General features: G+C 68.7%; 13 protein-coding genes and 2 tRNA genes. 12 read left to right on the top strand and 3 right to left on the bottom strand.

Annotation, left to right across the window (positions count from 1 at the left end):
• The gene (locus WJM95_RS10675; protein WP_339129348.1) at nucleotides 1–1185 is read right to left on the bottom strand and encodes an acyltransferase family protein; all 1185 of its coding nucleotides are present in this window, start codon (nucleotides 1183–1185) and stop codon (nucleotides 1–3) included.
• Between the two features lie 646 nt (nucleotides 1186–1831).
• Here WJM95_RS10675 and WJM95_RS10670 point away from each other — a divergent pair.
• On the top strand, nucleotides 1832–2026 hold the full coding sequence (locus WJM95_RS10670; protein WP_037618829.1) for a hypothetical protein: 195 nt from the start codon (nucleotides 1832–1834) through the stop codon (nucleotides 2024–2026).
• 243 nt (nucleotides 2027–2269) lie between these two features.
• Here the strand turns inward: WJM95_RS10670 and WJM95_RS10665 are convergent.
• Nucleotides 2270–2343: transfer RNA gene (locus WJM95_RS10665), tRNA-Gly, on the bottom strand.
• A 151-nt stretch (nucleotides 2344–2494) separates the two neighbouring features.
• On the opposite strand from WJM95_RS10665, the gene WJM95_RS10660 reads away from it, so the two are divergent.
• From WJM95_RS10660 to clpX, 5 genes are all read left to right on the top strand, one after another.
• A tRNA-Pro gene (locus tag WJM95_RS10660) sits at nucleotides 2495–2571 on the top strand.
• 200 nt (nucleotides 2572–2771) lie between these two features.
• Nucleotides 2772–4151, top strand: a complete 1380-nt coding sequence (gene tig / locus WJM95_RS10655) for a trigger factor (RefSeq protein WP_339129347.1) — start codon at nucleotides 2772–2774, stop codon at nucleotides 4149–4151.
• 465 nt (nucleotides 4152–4616) lie between these two features.
• Complete coding sequence (locus WJM95_RS10650; protein WP_037618823.1) at nucleotides 4617–5222, top strand: ATP-dependent Clp protease proteolytic subunit; 606 nt, start codon at nucleotides 4617–4619, stop codon at nucleotides 5220–5222.
• Nucleotides 5223–5339: 117 nt separating this feature from the next.
• Nucleotides 5340–6020 (top strand): ATP-dependent Clp protease proteolytic subunit, encoded by a 681-nt coding sequence (locus WJM95_RS10645; protein ID WP_339129346.1) that lies wholly within the window; start codon nucleotides 5340–5342, stop codon nucleotides 6018–6020.
• A gap of 160 nt (nucleotides 6021–6180) precedes the next feature.
• Nucleotides 6181–7467, top strand: coding sequence for an ATP-dependent Clp protease ATP-binding subunit ClpX (clpX, locus tag WJM95_RS10640; protein ID WP_151471405.1), 1287 nt, complete (start codon nucleotides 6181–6183; stop codon nucleotides 7465–7467).
• 575 nt (nucleotides 7468–8042) lie between these two features.
• Here clpX and WJM95_RS10635 read toward each other — a convergent pair.
• Nucleotides 8043–8981 carry a hypothetical protein gene (locus tag WJM95_RS10635; RefSeq protein WP_339129345.1) on the bottom strand — a complete coding sequence of 313 codons (939 nt, stop codon included), beginning with the start codon at nucleotides 8979–8981 and terminating at the stop codon, nucleotides 8043–8045.
• 137 nt (nucleotides 8982–9118) lie between these two features.
• Between WJM95_RS10635 and WJM95_RS10630 the strand changes: the two genes are divergently transcribed.
• The 6 genes from WJM95_RS10630 to mreC all read left to right on the top strand — a co-directional run bounded on the left by WJM95_RS10630 (nucleotide 9119) and on the right by mreC (nucleotide 17206).
• Nucleotides 9119–11743: a valine--tRNA ligase gene (locus WJM95_RS10630; RefSeq protein WP_339129344.1), complete on the top strand. Its 2625-nt coding sequence runs from the start codon at nucleotides 9119–9121 to the stop codon at nucleotides 11741–11743.
• A gap of 385 nt (nucleotides 11744–12128) precedes the next feature.
• A complete protein-coding gene (locus WJM95_RS10625; protein WP_339135466.1) occupies nucleotides 12129–13586 on the top strand; it encodes a folylpolyglutamate synthase/dihydrofolate synthase family protein in 1458 nt (485 codons plus the stop codon).
• A gap of 5 nt (nucleotides 13587–13591) precedes the next feature.
• Nucleotides 13592–13951 (top strand): DUF4233 domain-containing protein, encoded by a 360-nt coding sequence (locus WJM95_RS10620; RefSeq protein WP_339129343.1) that lies wholly within the window; start codon nucleotides 13592–13594, stop codon nucleotides 13949–13951.
• A 229-nt stretch (nucleotides 13952–14180) separates the two neighbouring features.
• Nucleotides 14181–14594 (top strand): nucleoside-diphosphate kinase, encoded by a 414-nt coding sequence (ndk, locus tag WJM95_RS10615; RefSeq protein WP_339129342.1) that lies wholly within the window; start codon nucleotides 14181–14183, stop codon nucleotides 14592–14594.
• A gap of 435 nt (nucleotides 14595–15029) precedes the next feature.
• Complete coding sequence (locus WJM95_RS10610; protein WP_339129341.1) at nucleotides 15030–16049, top strand: rod shape-determining protein; 1020 nt, start codon at nucleotides 15030–15032, stop codon at nucleotides 16047–16049.
• 218 nt (nucleotides 16050–16267) lie between these two features.
• A complete protein-coding gene (mreC, locus tag WJM95_RS10605) occupies nucleotides 16268–17206 on the top strand; it encodes a rod shape-determining protein MreC (protein WP_339129340.1) in 939 nt (312 codons plus the stop codon).
• Nucleotides 17207–17213 lie beyond the last annotated feature (7 nt).

Below are 17213 nucleotides of genomic sequence, written 5' to 3'. Positions count from 1 at the left end.
CTACGCGCCGGCCTTGGCCCGCTCCCGGGCGGCCTCCGCCGCGTCCCGCCGGAACGCCCACTCCATCTTCGGCTCCATCGCGAACCGGAAGACGCGCTGGACGGGCCGGGTGCACAGGACGGTGACGAGCGCCGCCGCGATCACCGTCACGAACACCTCGCCGAGCGGCTTGTGCAGCGACCCGTGGTCGAACCAGCCCCAGTACTCGGACGCCTTGACGACGAAACCGTGCAGCAGATAGCCGTACAGCGTGCCCGCGCCGAGTGCCGTGAACCAGAACGCGCGCCGCGGCACCCAGGCGAAGAAGCACGCGGTGAGCAGCAGCGAGCAGCCGTAGAGCGCGAGCTCCATGACGATGCCGGCCCACCAGGGGGCACCCAGTTCCTGGGCGGCGTCGCGGTGGAAGAACCACGCGGTGTTCATCCGGGGCACCGCCCAGTAGCCCACGACCAGCGCCGCGGCCACGACCGGCACCGACAGGATCCGCACCTCGCGGCGGCGCACCAGCTGGAAGTGCTCGGGCTTCATGACCAGACCGAGGACGAAGAACGGCAGGAACTGGAGCACCCGCTGGAGGTCCAGGTCGTCACCGATCTCGGGCGAGACGGACGCGAGCAGGGCGCAGCACACCGCCAGCGGGACCGGCCAGCGCACCAGCTTCCACAGGGGGGTCGTCAGCCGCCAGACGAACAGCGCGATCAGGAACCAGGTGAGATACCAGGGGTCGAGCAGGCTGATCGCCTGGTTCTCGTCGCCCCCGGCCCAGCGGTCGAAGAGCGAGTACGCCGTCTCGAACAGGACGTACGGCACGACGACACCGGTGACCAGCCGCTTCAGGCGGTCGGGGCGCATGTCGAAACTGCGGGAGAAATAGCCGGAGATGATGATGAAGGCCGGCATGTGGACGGTGTAGACGACCGTGTACAGCGTTTCCAGGACGCGGCTCTGGCCCTTCAGCGGCTCCCACGCGTGACCCATGGCCACGAGCACGATCGCCAGGTACTTGGCGTTGTCGAAGAACGCGTCGCGCTGCTTGGCGGGCTTGGCGCCCGGCGGGGTGTCCGCGGTCGCGACGGCCGTCGCGGACGTCCGGGGCGAGCGCGGGCCCGGCACCGCGTCCGCCGGCTGCTGGGCCGGGGGGAGCGGTGATCTGTGGTGGCCGTGGGGTCGGAGCGAGTTGGTCACAGGCCCTCCCGCCAAGAATTCGGGGGGATGATTCTGGACCTCGCTGCGCGAACGGGGGGCGTGGCGGCGTGGAACATCTGAGGCACCCTAGCGTCGTCTGTGCGTTCTCGTAAAACGACCGATCTCATTCCTGCTTATCGCCTGCGCGTACCCCGGATTCGGAGATGTGTGCCTCCCGATCCGCAAGTGGTTCCGCATATCGATTCGCTTACCGGCGACGGGTGTTCTGTCCGGATTGATGCGTACTGATCGGTGTATATCACCCGCGGGCGACTCCGGAGATATGTCCTCTTCGGTGACGATTCGGGTGTCCGGGCGCCCCGCCTGTGGTGTGCGTGTGGCAACAATTCGAATTGCCTGCGAACGGGATGTGTGGACATGGCAACGGTTGCCGGGAATTCACTGTCGGGCGCACCGCCGAATTGCGTCGCCGAGCTGTGTGTCCGCTGTGCGCGGGTGCGGTTGAGGGAAAGCGGCGCGGTGCGGCTCCGGCCGCACGCCGGCTCGTCCCGGGGGTCTCCTCCGGCCAACGATGCGTCACCTGCCGCATACGAGTGGCCGGTTGGTGGCACGATGGTTCTGGCGGGGGTGTGCGGGGCTGCACCTCCGGGCCGGGAGAGCGACCGACCGTAGGGTGTGATCAGTTGTGGCCATTTCGCTGTCAGTGGTGCTGCTGTTGGCGATCATCCTCGTGGTGCTGATCCGCGGGGGATCCATCAAGGCGGGACCTGCCATCGTCGCGGTGCTCTTCGGCTTCTTCCTCGCGTCGACCGGTATGGCTCCGTCCATCAACCGGTTCCTCGACTCGATAGCGCAGACCATCAACTCGATCAGTTTCTGAACGGGACGCGTCACGAACGCCCGCCTCCGGATCACGGAGGCATGCGGAGCGGACGGCGCGGCACGACGCGCGCCGGGCGCACACCGTCCCTCGCGCGCGCCGGTCGCGACCCTCTCCGCGCCCGAAACCCCGCGCCACCCACGAACCGGGACGAACTCGGCGGACGCGGGGGAGGCGGCGCATCCGGCGGACACGCAAAAGGCCAGGCGGAGGAAATGTCCTCCGGCCTGGCCTTTTGTCATCTGGAGCGGGCGACGGGAATCGAACCCGCGTAGCTAGTTTGGAAGACTAGTGCTCTACCATTGAGCTACGCCCGCACAGCACGCGCCGCAGTTCAGCGACCTCGGCACAGAAGGCATCGTAGCGGGTCGAGGGCCCCCCATGCACACCCCGTTCCCGTCCGCGTCGGCGGTCGCGAAATGCGGCGGCCGCGCCGCCTGCGGGCATGTACCCTACGTGTCGCACCGACGGGGTGTGGCGCAGCTTGGTAGCGCGTCCGCTTTGGGAGCGGAAGGCCGTGGGTTCAAATCCCGCCACCCCGACCACCGGCAGGGCCGCGTGGGATCCGCCCGGACAAGATCGCCTTTTGGGGCGTGTACCGCCTGCGGTTACTATGCAAGCTGCGTGCCCGTATGTCTGCACTGTTACGTCTCTCAAGGGCCGCGGAATCCGCCCAGGGCTCTGCCTGGTCGGCAGCGGCACGCAGCAGAACCCCCCAAGAAGTCAGCCACAAGGAGACCGAACCGTGAAGAGCGCCGTGGAGACCCTGAACCCGACTCGGGTTCGGCTCACTGTCGAGGTGCCCTTCGAGGAGCTCAAGGACAGCCTCGACGCGGCGTACAAGAAGATCAACCAGCAGGTCACGGTGAAGGGCTTCCGGAAGGGCAAGATCCCGGCGCGCGTCATCGACCAGCGGTTCGGTCGCGGCGCCGTGCTCGAAGAGGCCGTCAACGACGCGCTCCCGAAGTTCTACACCGAAGCGGTCAACGAGGCTGAGCTGAACGTCCTCGGCCAGCCCGAGGTCGACATCACCGAGCTGAAGGACGGCGAGACGCTGAACTTCACCGCCGAGGTCGACGTCCGCCCGGCCATCGAGATCCCGGACTACTCCGGCATCGAGGTCGAGGTCGACGCCATCGAGGTCAGCGACGAGGACGTCGAGAAGGCCGTCTCGGACCTGCGCGAGCGCTTCGCCTCGACCTCCCCGGTCGAGCGCGCCGCCCAGGACGAGGACGTCGTCACCCTCGACCTCGAGGCCAAGGTCGACGGAGAGGTCCTGGAGGACGGTGTCGCCAGCGGCGTCTCGTACACCATCGGCTCCGGCGAGCTGCTCGAGGGCATCGACGAGGCCGTGAAGGGCCTGGAGGCCGGTGGCGAGGCCACCTTCACCTCCGAGCTCAAGGGCGGCTCCGCCGCCGGCAAGGAGGCCGAGGTCACCGTCAAGGTCACCCAGGTCGCCGCGCGTGAACTGCCCGAGCTGGACGACGAGTTCGCGCAGCTCGCCTCCGAGTTCGACACCCTCGACGAGCTCAAGGCGGACAGCCGCAAGCGCCTCGAGAACATGAAGCAGTACGACCAGGCCACGCAGGCCCAGGAGCGCGTCCTGGAGAAGCTGCTGGAGCTCGTCGAGGTGCCCGTCCCCGAGAAGCTGCTCGAGGACGAGATCAACACCCGTAAGCACAACCTCGAGCACCACCAGCTCGGCCAGATGGGCCTCGACCTCGCGAAGTACCTGGAGATCCAGGGCAAGACCGAGGAAGAGTTCGACGCCGAGACCAAGGACGCCGCGGTCAAGGGCATCAAGACGCAGTTCGTCCTGGACGAGCTCGTCAACAAGGAGAAGCTGAACGTCAACCAGGAGGAGCTCACCGAGCACCTCATGCGGCGCGCCGCCTCCTCCGGCATGTCCCCCGACCAGTTCGCCCAGGCCGTCGTCGAAGGCGGCCAGGTCCCGATGCTGGTCGGCGAGGTCGCCCGCGGCAAGGCCCTCGCGGTCGTCGTCGAGGCCGCCACGGTCAAGGACACCAACGGCGAGATCGTCGACCTGGACGACGAGGAGGACGAGACGGCCGAGACCGTCGAGGCCACCGACGCCGCCGAGGCCGAGGAGACCACCGAGGCCTGATCGCCCCGGCAGTAATCCTGAACGGGCCCCCGGAGACTTCATGTCCCCGGGGGCCCGTCGCCTTTCCCGGGAACCCCGGGCACTTCGCTCCGCAGGGCCTCGCCGGTATGCCCAGGGGCGCGAGGAACCGCGCGGGCGACCCCCACCCGGCCGCGGCCGCGGACGCGACCCCCGGGCGCACCGGCGACCGCGCCCTTCGAGGGCGCCACCCACCCCGCGGGCCTCTCGGGAAGCGGGACCGGACCCCTGGTGAAGCGAGCGTGAGCGCATGCGCTCACAGCGAACAGTTCCCTCTGCGGGATTCCCCGGAGGGACCCGCGCGTTAGGGTCCATGAATACGAGGGCAGGGGAGTCCCCGGACGCCGCCGGGAGGCGGCGCGGAACCCGGGGCCCCAGGTTCCTGCATAAGACGTGAGACGGCCCGGCGCCGTCGTAAGACGAGCAGGTGGATACGTGACGAATCTGATGCCCACAGCTGCCGGCGACCCTATCGGTGGTGGCCTCGGCGACCAGGTCTACAACCGACTGCTCGGCGAGCGGATCATCTTCCTCGGCCAGGCGGTCGACGATGACATCGCCAACAAGATCACGGCGCAGCTGCTGCTCCTTGCCGCCGACCCGGACAAGGACATCTACCTCTACATCAACAGCCCCGGCGGATCGATCACGGCCGGCATGGCGATCTACGACACCATGCAGTTCATCAAGAACGACGTGGTGACGATCGCCATGGGCATGGCGGCCTCGATGGGTCAGTTCCTGCTCAGCGCCGGTACGCCCGGCAAGCGCTTCGCCCTGCCGAACGCCGAGATCCTGATCCACCAGCCGTCCGCGGGTCTCGCGGGCTCCGCGTCGGACATCAAGATCCACGCCGAGCGGCTGCTCCACACCAAGAAGCGGATGGCGGAGCTGACCGCTTTCCACACCGGCCAGACCGTCGAGCAGGTCACGCGCGACTCGGACCGCGACCGTTGGTTCGACCCGATCGAGGCCAAGGAGTACGGCCTCATCGACGACATCGTGCCTACCGCTGCCGGAATGCCGGGCGGTGGCGGCACCGGGGCGTCGTAAGCCCCTCCAGCGCCCCCGAGAGCGGCGCGGGGCCCCTTCCCGTCCAATCCGTGGGACGAGGCCCCCAGCGTGCCCTCAGCCGACCGCTCAGCCCTTTTCAGGTTTCCAGGAGACACAGTGAACGACTTCCCCGGCAGCGGCCTCTTCGCCCGCACGCAGGCCGAGTACACCGGTCCTCGCGCGGAGTCCCGCTACGTCATCCCGCGCTTCGTCGAGCGCACCTCGCAGGGCGTGCGTGAGTACGACCCGTACGCGAAGCTGTTCGAGGAGCGCGTGATCTTCCTCGGCGTGCAGATCGACGACGCCTCCGCCAACGACGTCATGGCGCAGCTGCTGTGCCTGGAGTCGATGGACCCCGACCGTGACATCTCGGTCTACATCAACAGCCCCGGCGGCTCGTTCACGGCCCTCACGGCCATCTACGACACGATGCAGTTCGTGAAGCCGGACATCCAGACGGTCTGCATGGGCCAGGCCGCCTCGGCCGCCGCGATCCTGCTGGCCGCCGGAACGCCGGGCAAGCGCATGGCGCTCCCGAACGCCCGTGTGCTGATCCACCAGCCCTACAGCGAGACCGGTCGCGGACAGGTCTCGGACCTCGAGATCGCCGCGAACGAGATCCTCCGCATGCGCGGTCAGCTGGAGGACATGCTGGCCAAGCACTCGACCACGCCGATCGAGAAGATCCGCGAGGACATCGAGCGCGACAAGATCCTCACGGCCGAGGACGCACTGGCCTACGGCCTGATCGACCAGATCATTTCCACGCGGAAGATGAACAACTCCGCGGTGGTGTGACGTATCGCTGTATCGTCTGCCGCTCCGTGGCGCGGTCCACGTCAAAGTGAACCGCGCCAAGGGGGGCCCGAACGAGGGGCTCGGCAAGGTACCGTCGGACATAAGGCAGCACCAGGAGCCGCTGGATCCAGGCGGCTCCCAGGCGAAGGGGAAGCACACCGTGGCACGCATCGGTGACGGCGGCGATCTGCTCAAGTGCTCGTTCTGCGGCAAGAGCCAGAAGCAGGTCAAGAAGCTCATCGCAGGCCCCGGTGTGTACATCTGCGACGAGTGCATCGATCTCTGCAACGAGATCATCGAGGAAGAACTCGCGGAGACGAGCGAGGTGCGCTGGGAGGAACTTCCCAAGCCCCGCGAGATCTACGAGTTCCTCGAGGGGTACGTCGTCGGGCAGGAGTCGGCCAAGAAGGCGCTCTCCGTCGCGGTGTACAACCACTACAAGCGCGTCCAGGCCGGTGAGAACAGCACGGGCCAGAACCGCGAGGACGCCATCGAGTTGGCGAAGTCCAACATCCTTCTGCTGGGCCCCACGGGCTCCGGCAAGACGCTCCTCGCCCAGACCCTCGCGCGCATGCTGAACGTCCCGTTCGCCATCGCCGACGCGACGGCGCTGACGGAGGCCGGGTATGTCGGCGAGGACGTCGAGAACATCCTGCTGAAGCTGATCCAGGCCGCCGACTACGACGTCAAGAAGGCCGAGACCGGGATCATCTACATCGACGAGATCGACAAGGTCGCCCGTAAGAGCGAAAACCCGTCGATCACGCGCGACGTCTCCGGCGAGGGCGTGCAGCAGGCGCTGCTCAAGATCCTCGAGGGCACGACGGCCTCGGTGCCGCCGCAGGGCGGACGCAAGCACCCGCACCAGGAGTTCATCCAGATCGACACGACGAACGTCCTGTTCATCGTGGGCGGTGCCTTCGCGGGCCTGGAGAAGCTCATCGAGTCGCGGGCCGGCGCGAAGGGCATCGGCTTCGGGGCGACGATCCGCTCGAAGCGGGAGCTGGAGTCCAAGGACCAGTTCGAGGCCGTCATGCCGGAGGACCTGGTCAAGTTCGGCATGATCCCCGAGTTCATCGGCCGTCTTCCCGTCATCACCTCGGTCCACAACCTGGACCGCGAGGCGCTCCTCCAGATCCTGGTCGAGCCGCGCAACGCGCTGGTGAAGCAGTACCAGCGGCTGTTCGAACTCGACGGTGTGGAGCTGGACTTCGAGCGCGAGGCGCTGGAGGCCATCGCCGACCAGGCCATCCTGCGCCAGACCGGCGCGCGCGGTCTGCGCGCCATCATGGAGGAAGTCCTCCAGGCCGTGATGTACGAAGTCCCGTCCCGCAAGGACGTGGCCCGCGTCGTCATCACCGCCGACGTGGTCCTGCGCAACGTCAACCCGACCCTGATCCCCAGGGACGCCCGCCGCGGCGGCCCGGGGGAGCAGAAGACGGCGTAGCGACATCTGCACGACAAGGAGGCGCCCGGCGGACCATCGCCGGGCGCCTCCTTGTCGTACGACGCAAAGATCACGCCAACTCCCTTTTGCTGCCCGCATCGTGCCGACATCTGATGTCTAGTGAGCACGCAAGGTAGACCGCCTTGCGAAGGGTGAAACGGGAGGACCGGAAGATGAGACTGAGGCGTGCCTTGACGGCGCTGAGCGTGGCTGCGGCGGCGGGGGCCGTTCCCCTCGTGATGGCAGCCCCGGCGTCCGCCACCACCGGGGAGTGCCGGTCCTATGTGGCCTGGATCGGTTACAACGTCGGGCCCAAGGTGACCGCAGCGTGCGAGCAGCACCACATATTGCTCCCGCTCGGAGCCAGAGCGGCAAATCCGGCCTGCTACACCGCCTTGGTCAGAGCAGGTCTCAAGGCTGACGAGGCCGACAACGCTTGTAAGTACGCATGACGACGGACGGGCGTCGGATCTGAGGGGACCGGAGCAAAGGCTGCACCACAGGGAAGGAAGGGGCTCGGCCGACAGGCCGAGCCCCTTCACCGCTCGATACGCTCTTGCACGGAGCGTGGAAGGTCACGCCGGGACGCGGATGTCCTTGCGCAGGGCCGCGGTCACCTTGGCCGACTCGTCCATGCTCACGCCGTGACCGCCCGAGGCGGCCACGCCGAAGCCGAGCGTGCTGTAGTCGGCCCACATGCACATGTACTGGGTGTCCGTCTTGCCCGTCGTCTGGTTCAGTGCCTTCGCCTCCTGGCACTTCATGATCGCGCCGTCCAGGCCCGCGGGGCTCACGGACTTGGCGTCGCCGACGAACTCGATCTTTGAGGCGGACTCCTTTGCGGAGTCCTTCTTGATGTTGGCGAACGAGGCGTCGATGGCCGCCGCGGGGTCCTTCACCTTGCCGTAGAGGCCGGAGAAGCTGACCGCCTTGGACGCGGCGATCGCGGTGAGGTCCTTCAGCGTGTCGGGGTTGTTCAGGTCGATCGTGGAGTAGACACCGCTGACCGACTTGGAGTTGGTGATACCGCTGGCCGCCAGGTCCTTGGCATCGCTGGAGGAGGGGTCCTGCGGGCCCTGGTCCGCACCCATGCGCTTGTACTGGCCGCCGATCACCTTCGCCGGTGTCGTCAGCTTGTGGGGGCCGTCGTCGGCGACCGAGCTGTTTCCGCTGCCGCCGGCGAACACGAGGTACGCGCCCACCGCGATCGCCGCCACCAGGGCCACGCCGCCGATGATCAGGGCCGGCTTCTTCTTGCCGCCGGTCGGCTCGGGCGGCATCGGGACCGCGCCGTAGGGAGGCTGGCCGTACGGGGGAGTCTGCGGCGGGACGCCGGGAGCCTGCGGAGGGTAGCCGTAGCCGGGCTGGGCCGGGGGAGCCTGCGGGGGGTAGCCGTAGCCGGGCTGAGGGGCCGGCGGCTGCTGGCCGTAGGGGCCAGGCTGGCCGCCGGGCTGACCGTAGGGTCCGGGCTGCTGGGGCTGCCCGCCGTACGGGCCCGGCTGGTTGTAGCTCATTTCTGGGTTCCCCTCCAGATGCCTTATGTGTTCCTGACATCCTGACGCACGGGCCGGGCCCCCAGGTCCGCAGGGGGCCCACCGTTACGAAGTAATCCCGTTTCGGGACAGCGGCGTGACGCCCCTAAACTGATCCCGTGACCGAGAACGCTCATCAGCAGCCATCAGAGCCCAACCCCGAACTGCCGACCCAGTACGCGCCGGCCGACGTAGAGGGGCCGCTGTACGAGCGCTGGGTAGAGCGCGGCTACTTCGAGGCGGACGCCAAGAGCGACAAGCCTCCGTTCACGGTGGTCATCCCGCCGCCGAACGTCACGGGCAGCCTGCACCTCGGCCACGCCTTCGAGCACACCCTCATCGACGCCCTCACCCGCCGCAAGCGCATGCAGGGCTTCGAGACGCTGTGGCAGCCCGGCATGGACCACGCCGGCATCGCCACCCAGAACGTCGTCGAGCGGGAGCTCGGCAAGGAGGGCAAGTCGCGGCACGACCTCGGCCGGGAGGCGTTCGTCGAGCGCGTCTGGCAGTGGAAGGCCGAGTCCGGCGGGCAGATTTCCGGCCAGATGCGCCGCCTCGGTGACGGCGTCGCCTGGTCGCGCGAGCGCTTCACGATGGACGAGGGCCTCTCCCAGTCCGTCCAGACCATCTTCAAGAAGCTCTACGACGACGAGCTGATCTACCGCGCCGAGCGCATCATCAACTGGTGCCCGCGCTGTCTGACCGCGATCTCCGACATCGAGGTCGAGTACCAGGACGACGACGGCGAGCTCGTCTCCATGAAGTACGGGGAGGGGGACGACTCCATTGTCGTCGCCACCACCCGTGCCGAGACGATGCTCGGCGACACCGCCGTCGCCGTCCACCCGGGCGACGAGCGGTACAAGCACCTCGTCGGCAAGCTCATCAGGCTGCCGCTGACCGACCGTTCCATCCCGGTCGTCGCGGACGAGCACGTCGACCCCGAGTTCGGCACCGGCGCCGTCAAGGTGACGCCCGCTCACGACCCGAACGACTTCGAGATCGGGCAGCGCCACAACCTGCCCAACATCGCCGTCATGGACGAGCACGCCGTCATCACCGTCCCCGGCCCCTTCCAGGGCCTGGACCGCCTGGAGGCCCGTTCCGCCATCGTCGCCGCCCTGCGCGCCGAGGGCAGGATCGTCGCCGAGAAGCGGCCCTACAGCCACTCGGTCGGCCACTGCTCGCGCTGCAAGACCACCATCGAGCCGCGCCTGTCCATGCAGTGGTGGGTCAAGGTCGGCCCGCTGGCGAAGGCCGCGGGCGACGCCGTCCGCGACGGCCGCGTCAAGATCCACCCGCAGGAGATGGAGAAGCGGTACTTCGACTGGGTCGACAACCTCCACGACTGGTGCATCTCGCGCCAGCTGTGGTGGGGCCACCGGATCCCGGTCTGGTATGGCCCGAACGGCGAGATCGTCTGCGTCGGCCCCGACGACGAGGCCCCCACGGGCGAGGGCTGGCACCAGGACACCGACGTCCTCGACACCTGGTTCTCCTCCGGCCTGTGGCCGTTCTCCACGCTCGGCTGGCCCGAACAGACCGACAGCCTCGCGAAGTTCTACCCGAACTCCGTCCTGGTCACCGGCTACGACATCCTCTTCTTCTGGGTCGCCCGGATGATGATGTTCGGCCTGTACGCGATGGACGGCACCCCGCCGTTCCACACCATCGCCCTGCACGGCATGGTCCGCGACCAGTTCGGCAAGAAGATGTCCAAGTCCTTCGGGAACGCGGTCAATCCGCTGGACTGGATGGACAAATACGGCTCCGACGCCCTGCGTTTCACCCTCGCGCGCGGCGCCAACCCGGGCGTCGACGTCCCGATCGGCGAGGACTGGGTCCAGGGCTCGCGCAACTTCGCCAACAAGATCTGGAACGCCACCCGCTTCGCGCTGATGAACGGCGCGACGGTCGAGGGCGAACTCCCGCCCGCCGAGGAGCTGTCGGCCACCGACCGCTGGATCCTCTCCCGGCTCAACGCCACGGTCGCCGAAGTCGACGCCCTGTACGACGACTTCCAGTTCGCCAAGCTGTCGGACGCCCTGTTCCACTTCGCGTGGGACGAGGTCTTCGACTGGTACGTCGAGCTGTCCAAGACCACGTTCATGGCGGGCGGCGAGCCCGCGAAGGTCTCCGGCCGGGTCCTCGGCGAGGTCCTGGACGTCACCCTGCGCCTCCTGCACCCGGTCGTCCCGTTCGTCACCGAGACCCTCTGGACCACCCTCACGGGCGGCGAGTCGGTCGTCGTCGCCGACTGGCCCAAGGACAGTGGCTTCCGTGACACCGCGGCCGAGCGGGAGATCGAGCAGCTCCAGCAGGTCATCACGGAGGTCCGCCGCTTCCGTGCCGACCAGGGCCTCCAGCCGGGTCAGCGGGTCCCGGCCCGGCTGACCCTCGACGGGACCGAGCTGGCCCCGCACGAGGCGGCCATCCGCCAGCTGCTGCGCCTCCAGCCGGAGGGCGACAGCTTCTCGGCCACGGCGACGCTGCCGGTGGCGGGCGCCACCGTCGCGCTCGACCTGTCGGGCACGATCGACGTCGCCGCCGAGCGCAAGCGGCTCGCCAAGGACCTCGCCGCAGCCGAGAAGGAGAAGGCCCAGGCCAACGCCAAGCTCGGCAACGAGGCGTTCCTCGCCAAGGCACCGGACAACGTCGTGGACAAGATCCGCGGCCGGCTCGCCAAGGCGGACGAGGACATCGCCCGCATCCAGACCCAGCTGGAACGGCTGCCGGAGGCGTAGTCACCCGTCCTGCGCAACGCGAAGGCCCCCGGAACCCTCCCGTTCCGGGGGCCTTCCGCGTCCACGCCGGACCCTCTTCGCCCCCTCCGCCCCTACCCGTCCCGTTCCCGGGGGCTGCCGCCCCCAGACCCCCGCTTCGGCCTGAACGGCCTCGTCCTCGATCGCCGGACGGGCTGACGATCAGCCCCTCCGGCGATTGAGGAGCATCGAGGAGCGGGGTCCGGGGCGGAGCCCCGGGGGCGGGACGGGTAGGGGCGGAGGGGGCGAAATCCCCCACAGCCCGCCACCTCCGTAGACTGGCCCCGTGAGCGACCTCCCCCCACGCGACAGCAGCGCGTACGACGACTCCGAAGACCGTGACGCGCACGGCCTCTTCGAGGAGATCGTGGCCAACGAGACCGAGCGCGACCCCGACCTCGCGGTGATCGCGGCAGGCAGCCGCACCCTGCGCACCCAGGGCGGCGGCGACCCGCGGGCCGACGTACCCGGGCGCCCCTCGGACCCCGAGGTCGACAAGGCGCTGCGCGAGGTGGAGTCCGAGCTCGCCACCCGCTGGGGCGAGACCAAGCTGGAGCCGTCCGTCGCCCGGATCGCGGCGCTGATGGACGTCCTCGGGGAGCCGCAGCGCGCGTACCCCTCCATCCACATCACCGGCACCAACGGCAAGACCTCCACCGCCCGCATGGTCGAGGCGCTGCTCGGCGCCTTCGACCTGCGCACCGGCCGCTACACCAGCCCCCACGTGCAGTCGATCACCGAGCGGATCAGCCTGGACGGGGCGCCGATGCCCGCCGAGCGCTTCGTCGAGACGTACAACGACGTCAAGCCGTACGTCGAGATGGTCGACGCGCAGCAGGAGTACCGGCTGTCCTTCTTCGAGGTGCTCACCGGCATGGCGTACGCCGCCTTCGCCGACGCGCCCGTGGACGTCGCCGTCGTCGAGGTCGGCATGGGCGGCAGCTGGGACGCCACGAACGTGATCGACGGGGACGTCGCCGTGGTGACCCCCATCGACCTCGACCACACCGACCGGCTCGGTGAGACGTTCGCCGAGATCGCCACCGAGAAGGCGGGCATCGTCAAGCAGGACGCCACCGTCATCCTGGCCCAGCAGCCGGTCGACGCGGCCCAGGTGCTGCTGAAGAAGGCCGTCGAGGTCGACGCGACGGTGGCCCGCGAGGGCCTCGAATTCGGTGTCGTGGCGCGCCGGGTCGCGGTCGGCGGGCAGTTGCTCACCCTGCGCGGCCTCGGCGGCGAGTACGAAGAGGTCTTCCTGCCGCTGCACGGCGCCTACCAGGCGCACAACGCCGCCGTGGCGCTCGCCGCGGTCGAGGCGTTCTTCGGCGTCGGTTCGGCGCACGCCGAGCGGCTCGACATCGACACCGTGCGCAAGGCCTTCGCCTCGGTCACCTCGCCGGGCCGCCTGGAGATCGTGCGCCGCTCGCCCACCGTGGTGCTCGACGCCGCGCACAACCCCGCGGGTGCCCGCGCCACCGCCGAGGCCGTGAGCGAGGTCTTCGACTTCAGCCGGCTGATCGGGGTCGTCGGCGCGAGCGGCGACAAGAACGTGCGCGGGGTGCTCGAGGCCTTCGAGCCGATCTTCGCCGAGGTCGTCGTCACCCAGAACTCCAGCCATCGCGCGATGGACGCGGACGAACTCGCCGGGATCGCCGTCGAGGTCTTCGGCGAGGACCGGGTCCAGGTCGAACCGCGCCTGGACGACGCCCTGGAGGCCGCGATCACGCTCGCCGAGGAAGAGGGCGAGTACGCGGGCGGGGGCGTGCTGGTCACCGGATCCGTCATCACGGTCGGCGAGGCCCGACTGCTCCTGGGGAGGGGCTGACTCTCGTGCGTACGCTCTGCGCTTCCACGCTGATCGGCGAGTTCTTCGTCATCGGCTTCGCCGGACTCGTCGCCATGAAGGAACCCGATCTGTCCACGGCCACGGTCTGGACGGTCTGCGGGGTCCTGATGGCGCTGAGCGTGCTGCTGTGCGGCATGATCACGCGGCCCGGCGGTGTCCAGCTCGGCTGGGCGCTCCAGATCCTGCTCGTCGCGGGCGGGTTCGTCGTGCCGTCGATGTTCATTCTGGGCGTGGCCTTCGCGGCCCTGTGGTGGGCCTCGGTCCACTACGGCCGCAAGATCGACGAGGCCAAGGCGAGGTTCGCCGCCCAGGCGAAGGCCGAGCCGGACGGCACCCCGGCCTAGGTCGTGTCCGGTGGGACGGGCGCGTCCGCAGGGACCTGTCCGGTGGGGCGCGTCCGCAGGACCCGTCCGGTGGGGCGCATCCACAGGGGCCTGTCCGGTGGGGCGCCCGAGCGCGCGTCACCGGCGGACGGAGGCGTGTTCCCGTAGCACCCGGCACTGTGCGACGGCCACCCGGACACGCCCTGTAGCCTCGTTCATCCGCACAAGTGTGACCTGAAGGAGCTTTCCCGTGAGCCAGCGCACCCTCGTCCTTCTCAAGCCCGACGCCGTCCGTCGCGGCCTGACCGGCGAGATCATCAGCCGTATCGAGCGCAAGGCCGGCTGGCAGATCACCGCGCTCGAGCTGCGGACGCTGGACCAGGACACGCTGGAGCAGCACTACGGCGAGCACAAGGGCAAGCCCTTCTACGAGCCGCTGGTGGCGTTCATGGCCTCCGGCCCGGTCGTGGCCCTGATCGTCGAGGGCGAGCGGGTCATCGAGGGCGTGCGCGCCCTGGCGGGACCGACCGACCCGATCGCCGCCGCCCCCGGTTCCATCCGCGGCGACTTCGGTGTGATCGTCCGCGAGAACCTGATCCACGCCTCCGACTCCGAGGAGTCCGCGGAGCGCGAGGTGAAGATCTTCTTCCCCGGCCGCGTCTGAGCTGACGGACGAACGCGCGGGGCCCGTGTGCGCGGAGGGTCACCGAACGGCCTACGGACGGTGTCGTCCGAGGCCGCGGACGGCCCCGGCGGGGCCGCCCGGACGATCTCCGGGGCACGCGGAGCAGCACAATTTCAAAGAATTTTCTGAGACTGCGTCAGCGCGGCTCCGACAGTCTGACCAGGGACGGCCGTGAAAAATCCGGCCGTCCCGTGGCATATGCGCGCTGATCGGGGGAACGCGTGACCCCGATGGCCCGTCTCCACAAGCGAGCGGCTGCGCCATCTGCCGACAATGGCCAAGACCCTCGCGCAGTGTTCGGGTGGGCGCGTCTACGATGGAGGCGTTCACGTCGCTGCACCAACCTCGCGCCGTCCCTAAAAAGCCGTCAAAGCTCGCTTTGGGAAGGCCAGACGAATCCTGATGGGGAACTCAATGTCGTTCATCGGCCGTGACATGGCTGTCGACCTCGGGACCGCCAACACGCTGGTGTACGTCAGGGGCCGAGGGATCGTACTCAACGAGCCGTCTGTCGTCGCTATCAACACCAACACCGGCGGGATCCTCGCGGTGGGCGCGGAAGCCAAGAAGATGATCGGGCGGACCCCGGGCAACATCGTTGCCGTGCGTCCGCTGAGGGACGGCGTCATCGCCGACTTCGAGATCACCGAGCGCATGCTCCGCTACTTCATCCTGAAGATCCACAAGCGGCGCTATCTCGCCCGCCCCCGTGTCGTCGTCTGTGTGCCCTCGGGCATCACCGGCGTCGAGCGCCGTGCCGTCATCGAGGCGTCGTCCCAGGCCGGCGCCCGCCAGGTGCACATCATCGAGGAGCCCATGGCCGCGGCCATCGGCGCCGGCCTGCCGGTCCACGAGGCCACGGGCAACATGGTGGTGGACATCGGCGGCGGCACCACGGAGGTCGCGGTCATCTCGCTCGGCGGCATCGTCACCGCCCAGTCCATCCGCGTCGCGGGCGACGAGCTGGACAACGCGATCATCCAGCACATCAAGAAGGAGTACAGCCTCCTTCTCGGTGAGCGGACGGCCGAGCAGATCAAGATCACGATCGGTTCGGCGTACGACCTCGACAACGACGAGCACACCGAGATCCGCGGTCGGGACCTGGTCTCCGGTCTGCCCAAGACGGTCGTCATCTCCGCCGCCGAGGTCCGCAAGGCGATCGAGGAGCCGGTCAACGCGATCATCGACGCCGTGAAGACGACGCTCGACAAGTGCCCGCCCGAGCTCTCCGGTGACGTGATGGACCGGGGCATCGTCCTGACCGGCGGTGGAGCGCTCCTGCGCGGCCTGGACGAGCGGCTGCGCCGTGAGACCGGCATGCCGATCCACATCGCGGAGGACCCGCTCGACAGCGTGGCGCTCGGCTCCGGCAAGTGTGTCGAGGAGTTCGAGGCGCTCCAGCAGGTTCTGGACGCCCAGCCCCGCAGATGAAGTAACACTTCGATTCCGCCGTACGAGATCACCCCTTCTCGTGCGGCGGATCGTTGGTATGGAGGCATAAACTCCTGCGACATAAGAGTCATAACCTCCCCATACCAGTCACCCCGTCTCACCACCCCCACCCCAGCCTCATCGCACCGTGGGCATCCTTTTCGCCCAGGGCGCGCCCCTGTTGACCCAATACGACGAGGAAGGCACGGCCGCCGCACGTGAGGGACACACGAGAGAGCCGGCTGCTCCTGGTGCTGCTGATCGCCATCGCGTTCGCACTGATCACGGTGGACATCCGCGGCGGGCAGGACTCACCGGTCGACGGTGCCCGCCAGGCCGCCGCGACGGTCTTCGGCCCGATCGAGAACGGGGTGTCGTCCGCGGTCGACCCCGTCGGCAACGCGATCTCCGCGGTCCGCGACTCCGGCGGACGCCACGATCGCATCGCGCAACTGGAGCACGACAACGCGGCGTTGAAGGCGAGGCTCGGGAGCAACGACCGCAACCGCAGCCGCCTCAAGCAGCTCGACAAGATGATCAAGGTGGCGGGCGAGGGCCAGTACGGCATCAAGGGCGCCGAAGTGATCGCCATAGGAGCGGCCCAGGGCTTCTCCTGGACGGTCACCATCGACGTCGGCGCCAACGACGGCATCCAGCGCGACATGACCGTCCTGAACGGCGACGGACTGGTCGGCCGGGTCACCACCGTCGGCCCGGACACCGCGACCGTGCTCCTCGCCAACGACCCCGACTTCACCGTCGGCACCCGCATGGAGTCGAGCGACGAACTCGGCTTCGCCTCCGGCCAGGGCGACCGCCCGCTGCGCGTCGAGCTCCTCAACGCCAAGGCCAAGATCAAGAAGGGCGACCGGCTGGTCACCTTCGGATCGCAGTCCGACAAGCCGTTCGTGCCCGGCGTCCCCGTCGGCGTCGTCTCCCGGGTCGACCCCTCCGGCGGCGACCTGACCCGCACGATCTACGTGACGCCCTTCGTCTCGTTCACCAAGCTCGACATCGTCGGTGTGGTCGTCGCGGCGCCCAAGAGCGACCCGCGCGACACCGTGCTGCCACCGAAACCCAGACCGACGCCCACGCCGACCGTGACCGTGACGGTCACGCCCTCGGCGAGCGCCACCGACCTCGGCCAGCAGCAGTAATCAGGAG

Origin of the sequence: Streptomyces sp. f51, assembly GCF_037940415.1 — a bacterium.
Lineage (GTDB): Bacteria > Actinomycetota > Actinomycetes > Streptomycetales > Streptomycetaceae > Streptomyces.
This window is presented reverse-complemented; position numbering and strand designations above follow the sequence as displayed.